The organism is Burkholderia sp. HMSC10F09, assembly GCF_001806955.1.
GTDB lineage: Bacteria > Pseudomonadota > Gammaproteobacteria > Burkholderiales > Burkholderiaceae > Burkholderia > Burkholderia multivorans.
Map to the genome: position 1 here is coordinate 11,789 of NZ_KV786734.1, position 16,936 is coordinate 28,724.

Genomic DNA, 16,936 nt, shown 5'->3' on the forward strand with positions numbered 1-16,936 from the left:
GCTTAGCGGATGATGCCGCGCTGCGACGCGTCGATGAACGCGACGAGCGCATTGACCGGTGCATCGCCGTCGCCGCCCGCCTGCGCGAGCTCGCGCAGCTGCGTCTTCGCCTCTTCGAGCGACAGGCCGTTCTTGTACAACAGCCGGTACGCGCTGCGCAGCGCCGAAATCGCGTCCGGCGAGAAACCGCGCCGGCGCAGCCCTTCGATGTTGATGCCGTGCGGCTCGGCCTTGTTGCCGGCCGCGATCACGAACGGCGGCACGTCCTGCACGAGCGCCGACGCGCCGCCGAGCATCGCGTGCGCGCCGATGCGCACGAACTGGTGCACGCCCGACATCCCACCGATGATCGCCCAGTCGCCGATTTCGACGTGGCCCGCCATCTGCGCGTTGCTCGACAGGATCACGTGGTTGCCGACGCGGCAGTCATGGCCGATATGCACATAGGCCATGATCCAGTTGTCGTCGCCGAGCGTCGTCACGCCGGCGTCCTGCACGGTGCCCGTGTGGATCGTCGTGAATTCGCGGATCGTGTTGCGGTTGCCGATCACGAGCTTCGTCGGCTCGTCCTTGTACTTCATGTCCTGCGGACGGCCGCCGACCGATGCGTAATGGCCGATGCGGTTGTCCTCGCCGATCGTCGTGTGACCTTCGATCACGCTGTGCGAACCGATCGTCGTGCGCGCGCCGATCGTGACGTGCGGGCCGATGATCGCGTACGGGCCGATTTCGACCGAATCGTCGATCTGCGCGCCCGGTTCGACGATCGCGGTGGGATGAATCCTGGTCATGCGCCGTTGCCTCTCGAAATGATGTGTCGCTTTACGTTGCGGATGCGTACCGCGCCGCTCAGGGCGCCGCGTCGGCCGTCTTGACCGTGCACATCAGCTCGGCTTCCGCGGCAACCTTCCCGTCCACTTCGGCCACTGCCTTGAACTTCCAGATCCCGCGGATGTAGCGTTCGAACGTCACGTTCAGGATCAGCTGGTCGCCCGGTTCGACGACACGCTTGAAGCGCGCGCCGTCGATGCCGACGAAGTAGTACAGCGTGTTCTCCGGATCCTTCGGCTGCTCTTCGGAGAACGTCAGCAGCGCGGCGGCCTGCGCGAGCGCCTCGAGGATCAGCACGCCCGGCATCACCGGCCGCTTCGGGAAATGGCCCTGGAAGAACGGCTCGTTGATCGACACGTTCTTCAGCGCTTTGATGCCTTTGTGCGGTTCGAGTTCGAGCACGCGGTCGACGAGCAGAATCGGATAGCGATGCGGCAGCAGCGTGAGGATCTTGTGGATGTCGAGATTGATTTTTTCAGTGCTCATGATGGTTCGTCTCACGCAGAGGCTGCGCGGTGGTGAAGCAAAAGCTGAAACGGGCCGCGACGCGGCCCTGTCTGGCGAACCGGGCCGGATGCGCTGGCCGTGCCCGGTTCATCGGTCGCATCGCGCGTCAGGCGTCCGTGTCGCCGCGCTGCGCGGCGAGCGCGGATTCGAGCGCCTTGATGCGATCGCGCAGTTTGTCGAGGTTGCGCACGAGCGCCGCGCTGCGGTTCCATTCGCCGTGATCGACGGCCGGGAACGCGCTCGTATAGATGCCGGCCTTCGGCAGCGACTTCGACACGCCCGATTTGGCGGTGACGATCACGTAGTCGCCGAGCGTCACGTGGCCGGCAATCCCGACCGCGCCGCCGATCATGCAGTGGCGCCCGATCGTCGTGCTGCCCGCGATGCCCGCGCAGCCTGCGATCACCGTATACGCGCCGATCCGGCAGTTGTGGCCGATCTGGACCTGGTTGTCGATCTTCACGCATTCCTCGATGACGGTATCCGCCATCGCGCCGCGATCGATCGTCGTGTTCGCGCCGATCTCGACGTCCGGGCCGATCGACACGCCGCCGACCTGCGGAATCTTGACCCAGGTGCCCGTGCGCGCCTCGCCTTCGCCGACGAAGTCGGGCGCGAAGCCGAAACCGTCGGAGCCGATCACCGCGCCCGCGTGCACGATCGCACGCGGACCGATCTTGCAGCCGTGATAGACGGCGACGTTCGGGTACAGATGCGAGCCTGCGCCGATCGTCGTGCCGCGGCCGACGAACACGTTCGCGTCGAGCTGCACGCCATCTTCGATCACGGCGCCCGCCTCGATCGTCACGTGCGGGCCGATCACCGCGCTGTCGGCGACGCGCGCGGCCGGATCGATCGTCGCGCTCGGATGCACGCCGGCCGCGCGCGGCGGCGCGGCGAGATCGATGAACATCTGCGCGACGCGCGCGAAATACGCGTACGGATTCGGCGTCACAATGAAATTGCGGCCGCTCGCGGCCGCGCCCAGCTTTTCCAGATCCTTCGGCGCGATCAGCACCGCGCCGGCGCCGGTCGTCTCGACCTGCGACAGGTATTTCGGATTCGCGAGGAACGCGAGCTGCCCGGGGCCGGCCTGGTCGAGCGGCGCGAGGCTGGCGACCTTGCATTGCGCGTCGCCGGCGATCTCGCCGCCGAACCGCTTTACGAGTTCCTCAAGCGTCAATGCCATTCGTCGTCTGCTCCGTCAGTTCGTCGAGCCGGACGCGAGTGCCTTGAGCACCTTGTCGGTGATGTCGATGCGCGGGCTGACGTACACGGCTTCCTGCACGATCAGATCGTAATTCTGCTGCTCGGCGATCTGCTTGATCACCTTGTTCGCCTTGTCCAGCACCGCGGCCAGCTCCTCGTTGCGACGCTGGTTCAGGTCTTCGCGGAACTCGCGCTGCTTGCGCTGGAAGTCGGTGTCGAGCTGGGCGAGATCGCGCTGCTTCTGCGCGCGATCGGCCGCCGACAGCGACGCGCCGTTCCTGTCGAGCGAGTCGGACAGCGACTTCAGACGTGCCGCCATGTCCTGCAGATCCTTGTCGCGCTTCGCGAACTCGGCTTCGAGCTTCGTCTGCGCCGCCTTGGCGGGCGCCGACTCGCGCAGGATCCGATCCGAATTGACCGCCGCAATGCGGGCGACGTCCTGTGCGTGCGCCGTCGCGGCGCCCAGCGCCAGCGCAACGGTCAACGCGCACATCACTCGTTTCGAAAACTTACCGGTTAGCAAAATTACCCTCTCGTTGCTGTTGTCATGCGTTCGATCAGAACGCCGTCCCGATCTGGAACTGGAATTTCTGGTACTGGTCGCCTTCGTGTTTCTGCAGCGGGAAGCCGAGGCTCAGCTTCAGCGGGCCGATCGGCGAGATCCACGCGAGACCGATACCGTAGCCGTAGCGCAGGCCGTTCGCGCCGGTACTCGTGCCGCCCGGCGCGTTGCCCCACACGTTACCGCCGTCGAGGAACGTGAACACGCGCAGCGTGCGGTCGTAGCCGGTGCCCGGCAGCGGGAACGTCAGCTCGATGTTGCCGACGACCATCTTCGAGCCGCCGATCGGGTCGTTCGTCTTCGAGTCGCGCGGGCCCAGCGAGCTCGGCTCGTAGCCGCGCACGGAGCCGATACCGCCCGCGTAGTAGTTCTTGAAGATCGGGTACGGGTTGCCGATACCGTTACCGTAGCCGCCCTGCAGGTTCAGCCCGAGGATGAAGCCGCGCGAGAACGAATAGTAGTACTGCGCCTGCAAGTCCGCCTTGTAGTACTGGATCTTGCCGACCGGCACGCCGTATTCGATGTTCGCCTGCGTGAAGTAGCCGCGGCTCGGGATCAGCGCGCTGTCGCGCGCGTCGCGCGACCACGCGACCGTCAGCGGCACCGTGTTCGACACGCGGCCGAACTGGTTCACGTAGTCCTGGTAGCTCTGCGGCGTGTTCGAATCGATGTCGAGGCGGTTCTGCTCGAAGCCCGCGCCGAAGTACACGGTATCGACTTCCGAGAACGGAATGCCGAACTTCAGGTTGCCGCCGGCGCTGATGATCCGGAAGCTCGAGTTCGTCGAATAGTAGAGCGGCTGGTACGTGCGGTAGTAGACGTCGGTGATCCGCTTGATCCCGTCGACCGTGAAGTACGGATCGACCTGCGTGACCGTCAGCGTACGGTAGCTCTTCGCGGTGTTCACGTTGACCGCGAGGCTCGTGCCCGAGCCGAACACGTTGTCCTGCGACACGCCGGCCGACAGCACGACCTTGTCCGTCGACGAGAAGCCGGCACCCAGCGTGATCGCGCCGGTCGGCTTTTCGTCGACCTTCACGTTCACGTCGACCTGGTCGTTCGTGCCTTCGACCGGCACGGTCGTCACGTCGACGTTCGTGAAGTAGCCGAGACGGTTCACGCGATCCTTCGACAGCGCGAGGCGGTTCGAATCGAACCACGAGCTTTCGAGCTGACGCATTTCGCGACGCACGACTTCGTCGCGCGTGCGCGTGTTGCCGACCACGTTGATGCGGCGCACGTACACGCGGCGGCTCGGATCGACGACGAGGTTCAGATTCACCTTGTGGTTCGCCTGATCGATGTCCGGCTGTGCGTTGACGGTCGCGAACGCATAGCCGTATTCGCCGAGCTTGTCGACGATCGCCTTCGTCGTCTGCTGCAGCTTCTCGGCCGAGAAACGATCGCCCGGCTTGATCTTGATCAGCTTGTTCAGTTCGGCTTCGCGATCGAGCAGGTTGCCCGACAGCTTGATGCCCGACACCGTGTACGGCTCGCCTTCGTGCAGCGTGACCGTCAGGTACATGTCCTTCTTGTCCGGCGAGATCGACACCTGCGTCGACTCGATGTTGAACTCGAGATAGCCGCGGTTCAGGTAGTACGAGCGCACGGCTTCGAGGTCGCCGGTGAGCTTTTCCTTCGAGTACAGGTCGTTCTTCGTGTACCACGAGAACCAGTTCGGCGTCGACAGCTGCATCTCGTCGCGCAGCGTGCTCGTGCTGAACGCCTTGTTGCCGATGAAGTTGATCTGGCGGATCTTCGCGCTCGGCCCTTCGGCGACCGCGAACAGGATCGACACGCGGTTCGCGTCGACCGGCGTGACCGTCGTCTTCACTTCGGCCGCGTAGAAGCCGCGCGTCAGATACTGGCGCTTGAGCTCCTGCTCGGCCTTGTCGACGAGCGCCTTGTCGTAGTAGCGGCCGTCGGCGAGACCGACTGCGCGCAGCGCCTTGGTGAGGTTGTCCTTGTCGAATTCCTTCGTGCCGGTGAAGTCGATCGACGCGATGGCCGGACGCTCCTGCACCTGCACGATCACGACGTTGCCCTGCGTGGCGATGCGAACGTCGTTGAAAAAGCCCGTCGCGTAGAGCGCGCGGATTGCTTCGGATGCCTTGTCGTCGGTGAACGTGTCGCCTTGCTTGATCGGCAGATATGCGAATACGGAACCCGGTTCGACGCGCTGCAGCCCCTCGATCTTGATGTCTTGCACCACGAACGGTGCCGCTGCGTGGGCCGCGAAGCCGTGCGCGGCGAGCGCGGCCGCTGCAACTGTCTTAGGTACAAAGCGATGAGGTTTGAACAACATGCATCCCCAATATGTAGCTGCATCAAATCAGGCGGCTGCGTTGCGGCGGCCGCCTGATGCTTCAGAAATGGATTAACCGAGCCAGGTCGTTGAACAGCGCGATCGCCGACAGTGCGACGATGCAGATCAGCCCGGCTCTTTGTAGAATCAGTTGCCAGCGCTCCGAAACGGCTTTCCCGGTCGCGGCTTCAACCAGATAATATAACAGATGCCCCCCGTCCAAAACGGGAATCGGCAACAAGTTCAGCACCCCGAGGCTAATGCTGACAAGGGCGAGGAACGACAGGAACGCCGACGGGCCGAGCCGCGCGCTCTTGCCCGCGTAGTCGGCGATCGTCACCGGGCCCGACAGGTTCTTCAGCGACGCGTCGCCGACGATCATCCGCCCGAACATGCGCAGCGAATACACCGCGATGTCCCACGTGCGGTGCGCGCCGAGCCGCACGCTTTCGATCGGCCCGTAGCGCACGTCGACGCTCGGCGTGTGCATCGACAGCGCCGCGCCGATGCGGCCGATCTGCTGCCCGGTTTCTTCGTCGCGCTGCGGCTGCGGCACGATCGACACGGTCTGCACGGCGCCGTTGCGCTCGATCTGCAGCGCGACCGTCTTGCCCGCATCGTGCTTCACTGCATCGATGAACCGCGCGGCGCCGCCGATCGGCGCGCCGTCGATCGCGAGCAGCTTGTCGCCGGCCTTCAGCCCCGCCTGCTGCGCCGCACTGCCGGGCTGCACCGACGCAATCGACAAGGTGCCGCCGCCGGTCTCGAAGCCGAGATGCATCATGAAATCGTCGTCGAGCTCGCTTTCGGGAACGTGACGCAGGTCGACGCGGAAATCGAACGTCGCGTCGCCGTCGCGTGCGGCGAGCACGACCTCGCGGCGATCGAACGCGGCCGACAGCAGCTTCCAGCGCAGGTCCGACCACGAGCGCACGGGCTCCGGCTCGCCGCCCTGCACATCGCGCATCGACACGATCGTCTCGTTGCCGTCGAAGCCGGCGCGCGCGGCCACGGTGCCCGCGGCCGGCGGCGCGAGGATCGCGGCCGGCTCGGTCACGCCGGTGGCGAAAACCGCGGAGAACAGAACGATCGCCAACAGGAAGTTGGCAATGGGACCGGCCGCGACGATCGCGATGCGCTTGCCGACCGACTGCCGGTTGAACGCCTGGCCGAGCTCTTCCGGCTTCACGCCGGGCCCCGGCTCGCGCTCGTCGAGCATCTTCACGTAGCCGCCGAGCGGCAGCGCGGACAGCGTCCATTCGGTGCCCGTGCGGCGGCTGACCCAGCGTGCGACGGGCTGGCCGAAGCCGATCGAGAACCGCAGCACCTTCACGCCGCACCAACGCGCGACGCGGTAATGACCGTACTCATGCACGACGACCAGCACCCCGATCGCCACCGCAAACGCGATCAGTTCGACCAGCACGTTCATGAGCACCTCATTCAGACAGTGCGCTCCACGCGTCGCGCAGGCGCTTTCGCAATGATCTCGGCGGCGAGGCGGCGCGCTTCGGCATCGGCCGCGAGGACGTCGTCGAGCCCGTCGGGCGCACGGTTCGGCAGCGCGTCGAGCACCGCTTCGACCGTCGCCGCGATCGCCATGAAGCCGATCCGGCGCTCGAGAAACGCTTCGACCGCGACTTCGTTCGCCGCGTTCAACGCGGCGCTCGCGATACCGCCTTCCGCGAGCGCCTTCAGCGCGAGCGCGAGACACGGGAAGCGCGCATAGTCGGGCTTCTCGAACGACAGCTGCGCGATCTGCGCGAGGTCCAGCTGCTCGACGCCGGCGTCGACGCGCTCCGGAAACGCGAGCGCATGCGCGATCGGCGTGCGCATGTCGGGATTGCCCAGTTGCGCGAGCACCGAACCGTCGCGATACGACACGAGCGAATGGATCACGCTCTGCGGATGGATCAGCACGTCGATCCGGTCGCCCGGCAGGCCGAAGATCCAGTGCGCCTCGATCACCTCGAGGCCCTTGTTCATCATCGTCGCCGAATCGACCGAAATCTTGCGGCCCATCACCCAGTTCGGGTGCTTGCAGGCCTCGTCCGGCGTCACGTCGACGAGCGTCGCCGGCTCGCGCGTGCGGAACGGGCCGCCCGACGCGGTCAGGATGATCTTCGCGATCCCGCCGTGCTCGGCCGCGTCGCGCGGCATGCATTGGAAGATCGCGTTGTGCTCGCTGTCGACCGGCAGCAGGATCGCGCCGTGATCGCGCACCGCGTCCATGAAGATCGCGCCCGACATCACCAGCGATTCCTTGTTCGCGAGCAGGATCCGCTTGCCGGCGCGCGCGGCCGCGAGGCTCGGCGCGAGACCGGCCGCCCCGACGATCGCCGCGACGACCGTGTCGCAGCCGTCGCTCTTCGACACGTCGACGAGCGCCTGCGGCCCGTACAGCACGGTCGTCCGGCTGCCCGCCGCGCGCAGGCGCGCCTCGACGTGCGCGGCGGTCGCCGCGTCGCCGACCACCGCGACTTCGGGCGCGAAGCGCAGGCACTGTTCGACGAGCTTGTCGCCGTTGCGGTGCGCAGTCAGCGCGTAGACCGAGAAACGCTCGGGGTGGCGCGCGACGACGTCGAGCGTGCTGTCTCCGATCGAGCCCGTGGAACCGAGCAGTGTCAGACGTTTTTGCATAACAGAAATAATGGTTTAACCAAGCAGCAGCATCGCGAGCGGCAGCACGGGCAGCAGCGCGTCGACGCGGTCGAGCACACCGCCGTGCCCCGGCAGCAGTCCGCTCGAATCCTTGACGCCGGCCTGACGCTTGAGCAGCGATTCGAACAGGTCGCCGATCACGCTGTACACGACCAGCAGCGTCAGCGCGGCCCACGCGCCGGCCATGCCGTAGCGCATTGCATACGCGAAAAACAGGGTCGGCTCGAACCGGTGCGCAGCCATCGCGATGCCCGATACGACCATCACCGCGAGCCAGCCGCCCACAGCCCCTTCCCAGCTCTTGCCGGGACTGATCGTGACGGCCAGTTTACGCTTTCCGAAGGCCTTGCCCGCGAAATATGCGCCGATATCGGCGAGCCACACCACCAGCAGCAGCGAGAGCACGAACGGCACGCCCTGCGCACGCGCCGCGACGAGCGCATGCCAGCACGCGGCGAAAATCACGAGGCCGGTCGCAAGCAGAAACGGCCGCCACACGCGGCCGGCCAGTTCGGGCTTGCGGCGCAGCGCGAACGGACCGGCCAGCAGCCAGAACACGCCGGCGGCGGCAAAAAGGGGACGGGATGCGGCGGCATCGATGCCGAGCGGCGCGGTCGCCGCGAGCGCCAGGGCCGCGACCACCGCATAGACGACCGGCCCGGCACCGGGCAGCTTCAGCAGGCGCGCCCATTCCCATGCGGCGAACACCAGCACGACGGCGATCAGCGCGCCGAACGCGGCAAGCGGCGCGTACAGCGTCACCGGCAGCAGCACTGCCAGCATCGCGATCGCCGTGATCACACGGGTTTTCAGCATGAAAGGGAGTCGGCGTTCTGCGACTGCGGCTCGAGCTGCGCGCTGGTGCGGCCGAAGCGGCGCTCGCGCTCGGTATACGACGCGAGCGCTTCGGCAAGCGCCGCGCCGTCGAAATCCGGCCAGTATTTGTTCGTGAAATAGAACTCGGCGTAGGCGAGCTGCCACAGCAGGAAGTTGCTGACGCGCTGCTCGCCGCCCGTGCGGATGAACAGATCGGGCTCCGGCGCGTACGCCATCGCCAGGTGCGGCGCAAAGGACTCCTCGGTCACTTCGACCTCGCGGCCCTCGCGCGCGGCCTGCTCGACGAGCTTCTTCGTCGCCTGCAGGATGTCCCAACGGCCGCCGTAGTTCGCGGCGATCGTCAGCGTGAGACGCGTGTTGCGCGCCGTCTTGGTCTCGGCGCGGCGGATCAGTTCGCGGATGCGCGGCTCGAAGCGCTCGAGATCGCCGACCACGCGCAGCCGGATGCCGTTCGCATGCAGCTTGCCGATCTCGCGCTCGAGCGCGGTGATGAACAGCCGCATCAGGAACGACACTTCGTCGGACGGGCGCCGCCAGTTTTCCGAGCTGAACGCGAACAGCGTCAGATATTCGACGCCCGCGCGCGCGCAGCCTTCGACCACGGCCCGCACGGCGTCGACGCCGCGCGTATGCCCGGCGACGCGCGGCAAGCGGCGTTCGGTCGCCCAACGGCCGTTGCCGTCCATGATGATCGCGATATGACGCGGCACGACGCCGACGTCAGGCACGCGAACGGTAGAGCTGGTATAGGTCATGGCCGTTGAGACAGGGATGCGGGAAGGAGGCGGCGCGCGACGACGGTCGTCAGACCGTCATGATCTCGGCTTCCTTGGTCTGCACGAGCTTGTCGATTTCGGCGACGTGCTTGTCGGTGAGCTTCTGCACGTCGTCGCCGGCACGGCGCTCGTCGTCTTCCGAGATTTCCTTGTCCTTCACGAGCTTCTTCAGCGCTTCGTTCGCGTCGCGGCGCAGGTTGCGGATCGCGACCTTCGCGGTCTCGCCTTCGCCCTTCACGACCTTGGTCAGCTCGCGGCGGCGCTCTTCGGTCAGCGGCGGCATCGGCACGCGGATCAGGTCGCCGGCCGTCGCCGGGTTCAGGCCCAGATCGGCTTCGCGGATCGCCTTCTCGACCTTCGCGACCATGTTCTTTTCCCACGGCTGCACGCCGATCGTACGCGCATCGACGAGCGTCAGGTTCGCGACCTGCGAAATCGGCACCATCGATCCGTAGTAGTCGACCTGCACGTGATCGAGCAGACCGGTGTGCGCGCGGCCCGTGCGGATCTTCGCCAGATCGTTCTTGAACGCTTCGATCGAGCGCTGCATCTTCTGCTCGACGCCCTTCTTGATATCAGCGACACTCATTTCAACCTCCGAACCTTCAAACCTTCAAAGAACGCGGGCCGCCCGGCGCGCGCAGCGCGCGCCGCAGCCGGTTGCCCACGCCGCTTGCCCGCATCCGCGGGAGTTTACACGTGGACGAGCGTACCCTCGTCCTCGCCCAGCACGATGCGCTTGAGCGCGCCCGGCTTGTTGATCGAAAACACGCGAATCGGCAGCTTCTGGTCGCGGCACAGCGCAAACGCGGTCGCGTCCATCACCTGCAGGTTGCGGCTGATCGCCTCGTCGAAGCTGATCGTCGTATAGCGCGTGGCCGACGGATCCTTCTTCGGATCGGCAGAATATACGCCATCGACCTTGGTCGCCTTCAGCACGACCTCGGCGCCCACTTCCGAGCCGCGCAGCGCGGCGGCGGTGTCCGTCGTGAAGAACGGGTTGCCGGTGCCGGCCGCGAAGATCACGACGCGGCCTTCCTCGAGCTGGCGGATCGCGCGCGGCCGGATGTACGGCTCGACGACCTGGTCCATGCGCAGCGCCGACTGCACGCGCGCCTCGATGCCTGCGTGACGCATCGCATCCTGCAGCGCCAGCGCGTTCATCATCGTCGCGAGCATCCCCATGTAGTCGGCCGTCGCGCGGTCCATGCCCGCCGCGCCGCCCGCGACGCCACGGAAAATGTTACCGCCGCCGATCACGACCGCGAGCTGCGTGCCCAGACGCACGACTTCGGCGATATCGGCCACCATCCGTTCGATCGTCGCGCGATTGATGCCGAAGGCATCGTCGCCCATCAGCGCTTCGCCGGAGAGTTTGAGGAGGACGCGTTTATAGGCATTGGACATAGGGGCTTCCGAGCGACGAGAGGATGACAACCACGAACTGTAGGGGCGAAATACTGATTCGGGCAAGCGCCGCCGGCCGGACCGGGCTCCCCGGCCGCCGGCAGCGCCGCCGGCCGCGGCGGAACGGACGCCCGCCGCGGATACTGCAATGGCTTACTGCTGCTTTGCTGCTGCGACTTGCGCGGCCACTTCGGCGGCGAAATCGTCCTGGCGCTTTTCGATGCCTTCGCCGACGACGAACAGCGCGAACTTCTGCACTGCGGCATTCGCGGCCTTCAGCATCTGCTCGATCGTCTGCTTGTCGTTCTTCACGAACGGCTGGTTCAGCAGCGACACTTCCTTCAGGAACTTCTGGACGCTGCCGTCGACCATCTTCGCGACGATCTCGGCCGGCTTGCCCGATTCGGCCGCCTTCTGCTCGGCGACGCGACGCTCCTTCTCGATCAGGTCCGCCGGCACTTCGTCGGCCGACAGCGAAACCGGCTTCATCGCCGCGACGTGCATCGCGACGTCCTTGCCGACCTGCTCGTCCGCGCCCGTGTATTCGACCATCACGCCGATGCGGCTGCCGTGCAGGTAGGTCGCCAGCTTGTTCGCCGTCTCGAAACGGACGAAGCGGCGGATCGAGATGTTTTCGCCGATCTTGCCGACGAGCGCGAGGCGCACTTCATCGACCGTCTTGCCGTCGAGCGGCAGCGCCGACAGCGCAGCGACGTCGGCCGGGTTCTTCGTCGCGACGAGTTCCGCGACTTGCTTCGCGAACGCGTTGAAATCGTCGTTCTTCGCGACGAAGTCGGTTTCGCAGTTCAGCTCGACGAGCGCGCCGGCATTGCCGCCGACGAACGATGCGACGACGCCCTCGGCCGTCACGCGCGATGCCGCCTTGCTCGCCTTGTTGCCGAGCTTCACGCGCAGCAGCTCTTCAGCCTTGGCCATGTCGCCGTCGGCTTCGGTCAGCGCCTTCTTGCACTCCATCATCGGTGCGTCGGTCTTTGCGCGCAGTTCTGCCACCATGCTTGCGGTAATTGCCGCCATCATTCGCTCCTTGAGTCTGTATTCACAACGCCGCCCGCTTGGACGCGAACGGCCGAGATTCGTTTCCGGACCCGCGCCGCGACGGCGCGATCAGGTCCGGCGCACAAGCTTAAAAAAAGGGGGCCTGTTGAGAGCCCCCTTTTTGCGCCGGCTCGGGGCCGGTTACGCGTTCTCCTCGACGTATTCGTCGTCGCCGCGCACCGCCTGGACCACTTCGTTGACCGCGTTCGCACGGCCTTCGAGGATCGCGTCGGCCACGCCTTGCGCGTACAGCGCGACTGCCTTGCTCGAGTCGTCGTTGCCCGGGATCACGTAGTCCACACCTTCCGGCGAGTGGTTCGTGTCGACCACGGCGATGACCGGCACGCCGAGCTTGTTCGCTTCGGTGACGGCGATCTTGTGGTAGCCGACGTCGACGACGAAGATCGCGTCCGGAATGCCGCCCATGTCCTTCACGCCGCCGATCGACTTCTGCAGCTTCGCGATTTCACGTTCGAACAGCAGCGCTTCCTTCTTGCTCATCTTCTCGAGCTCGCCCGCCTCGACTGCCGCTTCCATGTCCTTCAGGCGCTTGATCGACACCTTCAGCGTCTTGAAGTTGGTCAGCATGCCGCCGAGCCAGCGTGCGTTCACGAACGGCATGCCCGCGCGCTGCGCTTCCTGCGCGATCGTGTCGCGCGACTGGCGCTTCGTGCCGACGAACAGGATCGTGCCGCGGTTCGCTGCCAGCTGACGCACGTACTTCAGTGCGTCGTTGTACATCGGCAGCGTCTTTTCGAGGTTGATGATGTGAATCTTGTTGCGGTGACCGAAAATGAACGGAGCCATCTTCGGGTTCCAGAAGCGCGTCTGGTGACCGAAGTGGACACCCGCTTCCAGCATTTGGCGCATCGTGACTGCCATGTAAATTCTCCACGAGGGTTGGGTCTTAAGCCGGCTGCCGTACCCGCCGCGCGAACGCGCCCCGAAAGGTCGCCTGCTCCGCGCGGCCGGCACCCTGGTTGCGCCGGCTTGCGATTCGGCACGTGCGAAGGCGCGCGTGCCGCAAGCCTTCCACCGCGATGCCGCTCCCCGACGATCGGGAAATCCGGCATTTGGATGTCGACTTAGCCAGAGAGTATAGCACGCCGATTTGTCGGCTCTCAAGTCGCGCACCACTTCCGGCTGCCGCGCGGCGCGCGGCCGGGCAATCCGCGAAAACCCGCATCCGCGCGGCCGCAAGGGGCTGCGACGGCCGCCATAAGGTGCGATAATCCGTCAATTCACCGCATTCCAGGCTCACCTCGATGGCTATTACGCTCAAAAACGAACACGACATCGCCCAGATGCGCATCGCCTGCCGTCTGGCGAGCGAAGTGCTCGATTTCATCACGCCGCACGTCGTCGCAGGGATCACGACCGCCGAACTCGACCGCCTCTGCCACGAATACATGGTCAACGAGCAAGGCACGATCCCCGCGCCGCTGAACTATCAGCCGCCCGGCTATCCGCCGTACCCGAAGGCCACCTGCATCTCGGTCAACGACGTGATCTGCCACGGCATTCCCGGCGAGAAGGTGCTCAAGAACGGCGACGCGCTGAACATCGACATCACCGTGATCAAGAACGGCTATTTCGGCGACACGAGCCGGATGTTCATCGTCGGCGAGGGCTCGATCCTCGCGAAGCGCCTCGTGCAGACTACCTACGAGTGCATGTGGCTCGGTATCGACCAGGTCAAGCCCGGCGCGCATCTCGGCGACATCGGCCATGCGATTCAGAAGCACGCGGAAGCGCAGGGCTACAGCGTCGTGCGCGAATACTGCGGGCACGGCATCGGCACGGTGTTCCACGAGGAGCCGCAAGTCGTCCATTACGGCCGGCCGGGCACCGGCATCGAGCTGAAGCCGGGGATGATCTTCACGATCGAGCCGATGATCAACGCCGGCAAGCGCGACATTCGCACGATGCCCGACCAGTGGACGGTCAAGACGCGCGATCGCAGCCTCTCCGCACAGTGGGAGCACACGGTGCTCGTCACCGAAACCGGCTACGAAGTGCTGACCGTGTCGGCCGGCACGCCCGCGCGCCCCGTGTTCGCGCAGCCGGCCGCCGCGGTCTGAGCGCCGCGTCCCGGTCCCCCGCCCCACCCTCGTCCGAACGGCCGCTCATGAGCGCTCACGCCGCCCCCGCCCCCGCAGCGCTGTCGCAGCGCGCCGCATTCAAGGCCGCCAAGGCCGAGCTCCTCGAGCGCTTTCGCGGCGCGACCAACGTCGCGTCGCTGATGCACGCGCTGTCGAAGCTCACCGACGACGCGCTCAAGCGCGTCTGGGACGACTGCGGACTGCCCGCGACGCTCGCGCTCGTGGCCGTCGGCGGCTACGGCCGCGGCGAGCTCGCGCCGCATTCTGACGTCGACATCCTCGTGCTGCTGCCCGATACGCACGACGAAGCGCTCGACGCGCGCATCGAGCGCTTCATCGGCATGGCATGGGATCTCGGGCTCGAGATCGGCAGCAGCGTGCGTACGGTCGCGCAGTGCATCGAAGAAGCGTCGCAGGACGTGACCGTGCAGACGTCGCTGCTCGAGGCGCGCCGCATCGTGGGCAGCACCGCGCTGTTCGAGCGCTTCACGGTCCGCTATCACGAGGCGCTCGACGCGCGGGCGTTCTTCACCGCGAAGGTGCTCGAAATGCGGCAGCGCCACGCGAAATTCCAGGACACGCCGTACAGCCTCGAGCCGAACGTGAAGGAAAGCCCCGGCGGGCTGCGCGACCTGCAGACGATCCTGTGGATCGCGCGCGCAGCCGGCTTCGGCAGCAGCTGGCGCGAACTCGACACGCGCGGGCTCATCACCGATCGCGAGGCGCGCGAGCTGAGGCGCAACGAAGCGTTCCTGAAGACGCTGCGCGCGCGGCTGCACGTGATCGCGGGCCGCCGCCAGGACATGCTCGTGTTCGACCTGCAGACGCAGGCGGCCGAAAGCTTCGGCTATCGGCCGACGCCCGCCAAGCGCGCGAGCGAGCAGCTGATGCGCCGCTACTACTGGGCCGCGAAAGCGGTCACGCAGCTCGCGACGATCCTGATCCAGAACATCGAGGCGCAGTTGTTTCCCGCGACGAGCGGCATCACGCGCGTGCTCTCGCCCGATCGTTTCGTCGAGAAACAGGGGATGCTCGAAATCGTCGATGACGGCGTGTTCGAGCGCCATCCCGACGCGATCCTCGAAGCGTTCCTGCTGTACGAGACGACGCGCGGCGTGAAGGGGCTGTCCGCACGCACGCTGCGCGCGCTGTACAACTCGCGCGAGATCATGAACAACGCGTGGCGGCGCGATCCGCAGAACCGCCGCACGTTCCTGCAGATCCTGCAGCAGCCCGAAGGCATCACGCACGCGTTCCGGCTGATGAACCAGACGAGCGTGCTCGGCCGCTATCTGCTGAATTTCCGCCGCATCGTCGGCCAGATGCAGCACGACCTCTACCACGTCTACACGGTCGATCAGCACATCCTGATGGTGCTGCGCAACATCCGCCGCTTCGCGGTGGCCGAGCATGCGCACGAATATCCGTTCTGCAGCCAGCTGATCGGCAATTTCGAACGTCCGTGGGTGCTGTACGTCGCCGCGCTGTTTCACGACATCGCGAAAGGCCGCGGCGGCGACCATTCGACGCTCGGGATGGCCGATGCGCGGCGCTTTTGCCGCGAGCACGGCATTGCCGGCGACGATGCGGCGCTGATCGTCTGGCTCGTCCAGCACCATCTGACGATGAGCCAGGTCGCGCAGAAGCAGGACACGAGCGATCCCGACGTGATCCGGCGCTTCGCCGACCTGGTCGGCAACGAGCGCCGGCTCACGGCGCTGTATCTGCTGACCGTCGCCGACATTCGCGGCACGAGCCCGAAAGTGTGGAACGCGTGGAAGGGCAAGCTGCTCGAGGATCTGTACCGGATCACGCTCGCGGTGCTCGGCGGGGCGAAGCCCGACGCGCACTCGGAACTGAAGTCGCGCCAGGAAGAGGCGCTCGCGCTGCTGCGCCTCGAGACCGTGCCCGACGACGCGCACCGCGCGCTGTGGGATCAGCTCGACGTCGGCTTCTTCCTGCGCCACGACGCCGCCGACATCGCGTGGCAGACGCGCGTGCTGTACCGCCACGTGAACGCCGAGACGGCGATCGTCCGCGCGCGGCCGTCGCCGGTCGGCGATGCGCTGCAGGTGCTCGTCTACGTGAAGGACCGCCCCGACCTGTTCGCCGGCATCTGCGCGTATTTCGACCGCAACGGGCTGTCGGTGCTCGACGCGCGCGTCAGCACGACGCGGCACGGCTACGCGCTCGACAACTTCATCGTCACGCGGCCCGAAGGCGACGTCCGCTATCGCGACATCGCGAATCTCGTCGAGCAGCAGCTCGCGTCGCGGCTGACCGAGGCCATGCCGCTGCCGGAACCGTCGAAGGGCCGGCTGTCGCGGCTCTCGCGCACGTTCCCGATCACGCCGCGCGTCGACCTGCGGGCCGACGAGCGCGGCCAGTACTACATCCTGTCCGTGTCCGCCAACGACCGGCCGGGCCTTCTCTATTCGATCGCGCGCGTGCTGGCTGAGCACCGGGTCGGCGTCCATGCGGCGCGGATCAATACGCTCGGCGAACGCGTCGAGGACGTCTTCCTGCTCGACGGTGCCGGCCTGTCCGACAACCGGCTGCAGATCCAGGTGGAAACCGAATTGCTGCGCGCGATCGCAGTCTGAACCAACTCCAGCGTTTATGCGCACCAAATTGACCGTCAAGAATCCGCGGCCGGCATCGCCGAGCCGCGCACCTGTCCGTT

15 protein-coding genes are annotated in these 16,936 nt (G+C 66.2%); 2 read left to right on the forward strand and 13 right to left on the reverse strand.

Annotation, left to right across the window (positions count from 1 at the left end; all coding sequences use genetic code 11):
* Window positions 1-2: 2 nt before the first annotated feature.
* The 13 genes from lpxA to rpsB form a co-directional block, all read right to left on the reverse strand.
* Complete coding sequence (gene lpxA / locus HMPREF3115_RS15800; protein WP_070555052.1) at window positions 3-791, reverse strand: acyl-ACP--UDP-N-acetylglucosamine O-acyltransferase; 789 nt, start codon at window positions 789-791, stop codon at window positions 3-5.
* Window positions 792-849: 58 nt separating this feature from the next.
* Window positions 850-1,317: a 3-hydroxyacyl-ACP dehydratase FabZ gene (gene fabZ / locus HMPREF3115_RS15805; protein ID WP_006402657.1), complete on the reverse strand. Its 468-nt coding sequence runs from the start codon at window positions 1,315-1,317 to the stop codon at window positions 850-852.
* 127 nt (window positions 1,318-1,444) lie between these two features.
* Window positions 1,445-2,527 carry a UDP-3-O-(3-hydroxymyristoyl)glucosamine N-acyltransferase gene (lpxD, locus tag HMPREF3115_RS15810; RefSeq protein WP_070555053.1) on the reverse strand — a complete coding sequence of 361 codons (1,083 nt, stop codon included), beginning with the start codon at window positions 2,525-2,527 and terminating at the stop codon, window positions 1,445-1,447.
* A gap of 15 nt (window positions 2,528-2,542) precedes the next feature.
* On the reverse strand, window positions 2,543-3,040 hold the full coding sequence (locus tag HMPREF3115_RS15815; RefSeq protein ID WP_006407703.1) for an OmpH/Skp family outer membrane protein: 498 nt from the start codon (window positions 3,038-3,040) through the stop codon (window positions 2,543-2,545).
* A gap of 64 nt (window positions 3,041-3,104) precedes the next feature.
* A complete protein-coding gene (bamA, locus tag HMPREF3115_RS15820) occupies window positions 3,105-5,414 on the reverse strand; it encodes an outer membrane protein assembly factor BamA (protein WP_006402654.1) in 2,310 nt (769 codons plus the stop codon).
* 61 nt (window positions 5,415-5,475) lie between these two features.
* A complete protein-coding gene (rseP, locus tag HMPREF3115_RS15825) occupies window positions 5,476-6,846 on the reverse strand; it encodes an RIP metalloprotease RseP (protein WP_053297132.1) in 1,371 nt (456 codons plus the stop codon).
* An 11-nt stretch (window positions 6,847-6,857) separates the two neighbouring features.
* Window positions 6,858-8,054 (reverse strand): 1-deoxy-D-xylulose-5-phosphate reductoisomerase, encoded by a 1,197-nt coding sequence (locus HMPREF3115_RS15830; RefSeq protein WP_006407705.1) that lies wholly within the window; start codon window positions 8,052-8,054, stop codon window positions 6,858-6,860.
* A gap of 15 nt (window positions 8,055-8,069) precedes the next feature.
* A complete protein-coding gene (locus tag HMPREF3115_RS15835) occupies window positions 8,070-8,891 on the reverse strand; it encodes a phosphatidate cytidylyltransferase (RefSeq protein WP_070555054.1) in 822 nt (273 codons plus the stop codon).
* Window positions 8,885-9,667 (reverse strand): polyprenyl diphosphate synthase, encoded by a 783-nt coding sequence (gene uppS / locus HMPREF3115_RS15840; protein WP_006410014.1) that lies wholly within the window; start codon window positions 9,665-9,667, stop codon window positions 8,885-8,887. Before uppS ends, HMPREF3115_RS15835 begins: the two co-directional genes overlap by 7 nt.
* Window positions 9,668-9,716: 49 nt before the next feature.
* The gene (gene frr / locus HMPREF3115_RS15845; RefSeq protein ID WP_006402649.1) at window positions 9,717-10,277 is read right to left on the reverse strand and encodes a ribosome recycling factor; all 561 of its coding nucleotides are present in this window, start codon (window positions 10,275-10,277) and stop codon (window positions 9,717-9,719) included.
* A gap of 104 nt (window positions 10,278-10,381) precedes the next feature.
* On the reverse strand, window positions 10,382-11,095 hold the full coding sequence (gene pyrH, locus HMPREF3115_RS15850) for a UMP kinase (RefSeq protein WP_006402648.1): 714 nt from the start codon (window positions 11,093-11,095) through the stop codon (window positions 10,382-10,384).
* 153 nt (window positions 11,096-11,248) lie between these two features.
* Window positions 11,249-12,130, reverse strand: coding sequence for a translation elongation factor Ts (gene tsf / locus HMPREF3115_RS15855; RefSeq protein WP_006402647.1), 882 nt, complete (start codon window positions 12,128-12,130; stop codon window positions 11,249-11,251).
* Window positions 12,131-12,292: 162 nt separating this feature from the next.
* Window positions 12,293-13,033, reverse strand: a complete 741-nt coding sequence (gene rpsB / locus HMPREF3115_RS15860) for a 30S ribosomal protein S2 (RefSeq protein WP_006402646.1) — start codon at window positions 13,031-13,033, stop codon at window positions 12,293-12,295.
* A 383-nt stretch (window positions 13,034-13,416) separates the two neighbouring features.
* Here rpsB and map point away from each other — a divergent pair, with 383 nt between their 5' ends.
* On the forward strand, window positions 13,417-14,232 hold the full coding sequence (gene map / locus HMPREF3115_RS15865) for a type I methionyl aminopeptidase (protein WP_006402644.1): 816 nt from the start codon (window positions 13,417-13,419) through the stop codon (window positions 14,230-14,232).
* Between the two features lie 47 nt (window positions 14,233-14,279).
* On the forward strand, window positions 14,280-16,856 hold the full coding sequence (locus HMPREF3115_RS15870) for a [protein-PII] uridylyltransferase (RefSeq protein ID WP_070555055.1): 2,577 nt from the start codon (window positions 14,280-14,282) through the stop codon (window positions 16,854-16,856).
* Window positions 16,857-16,936: the final 80 nt, after the last annotated feature.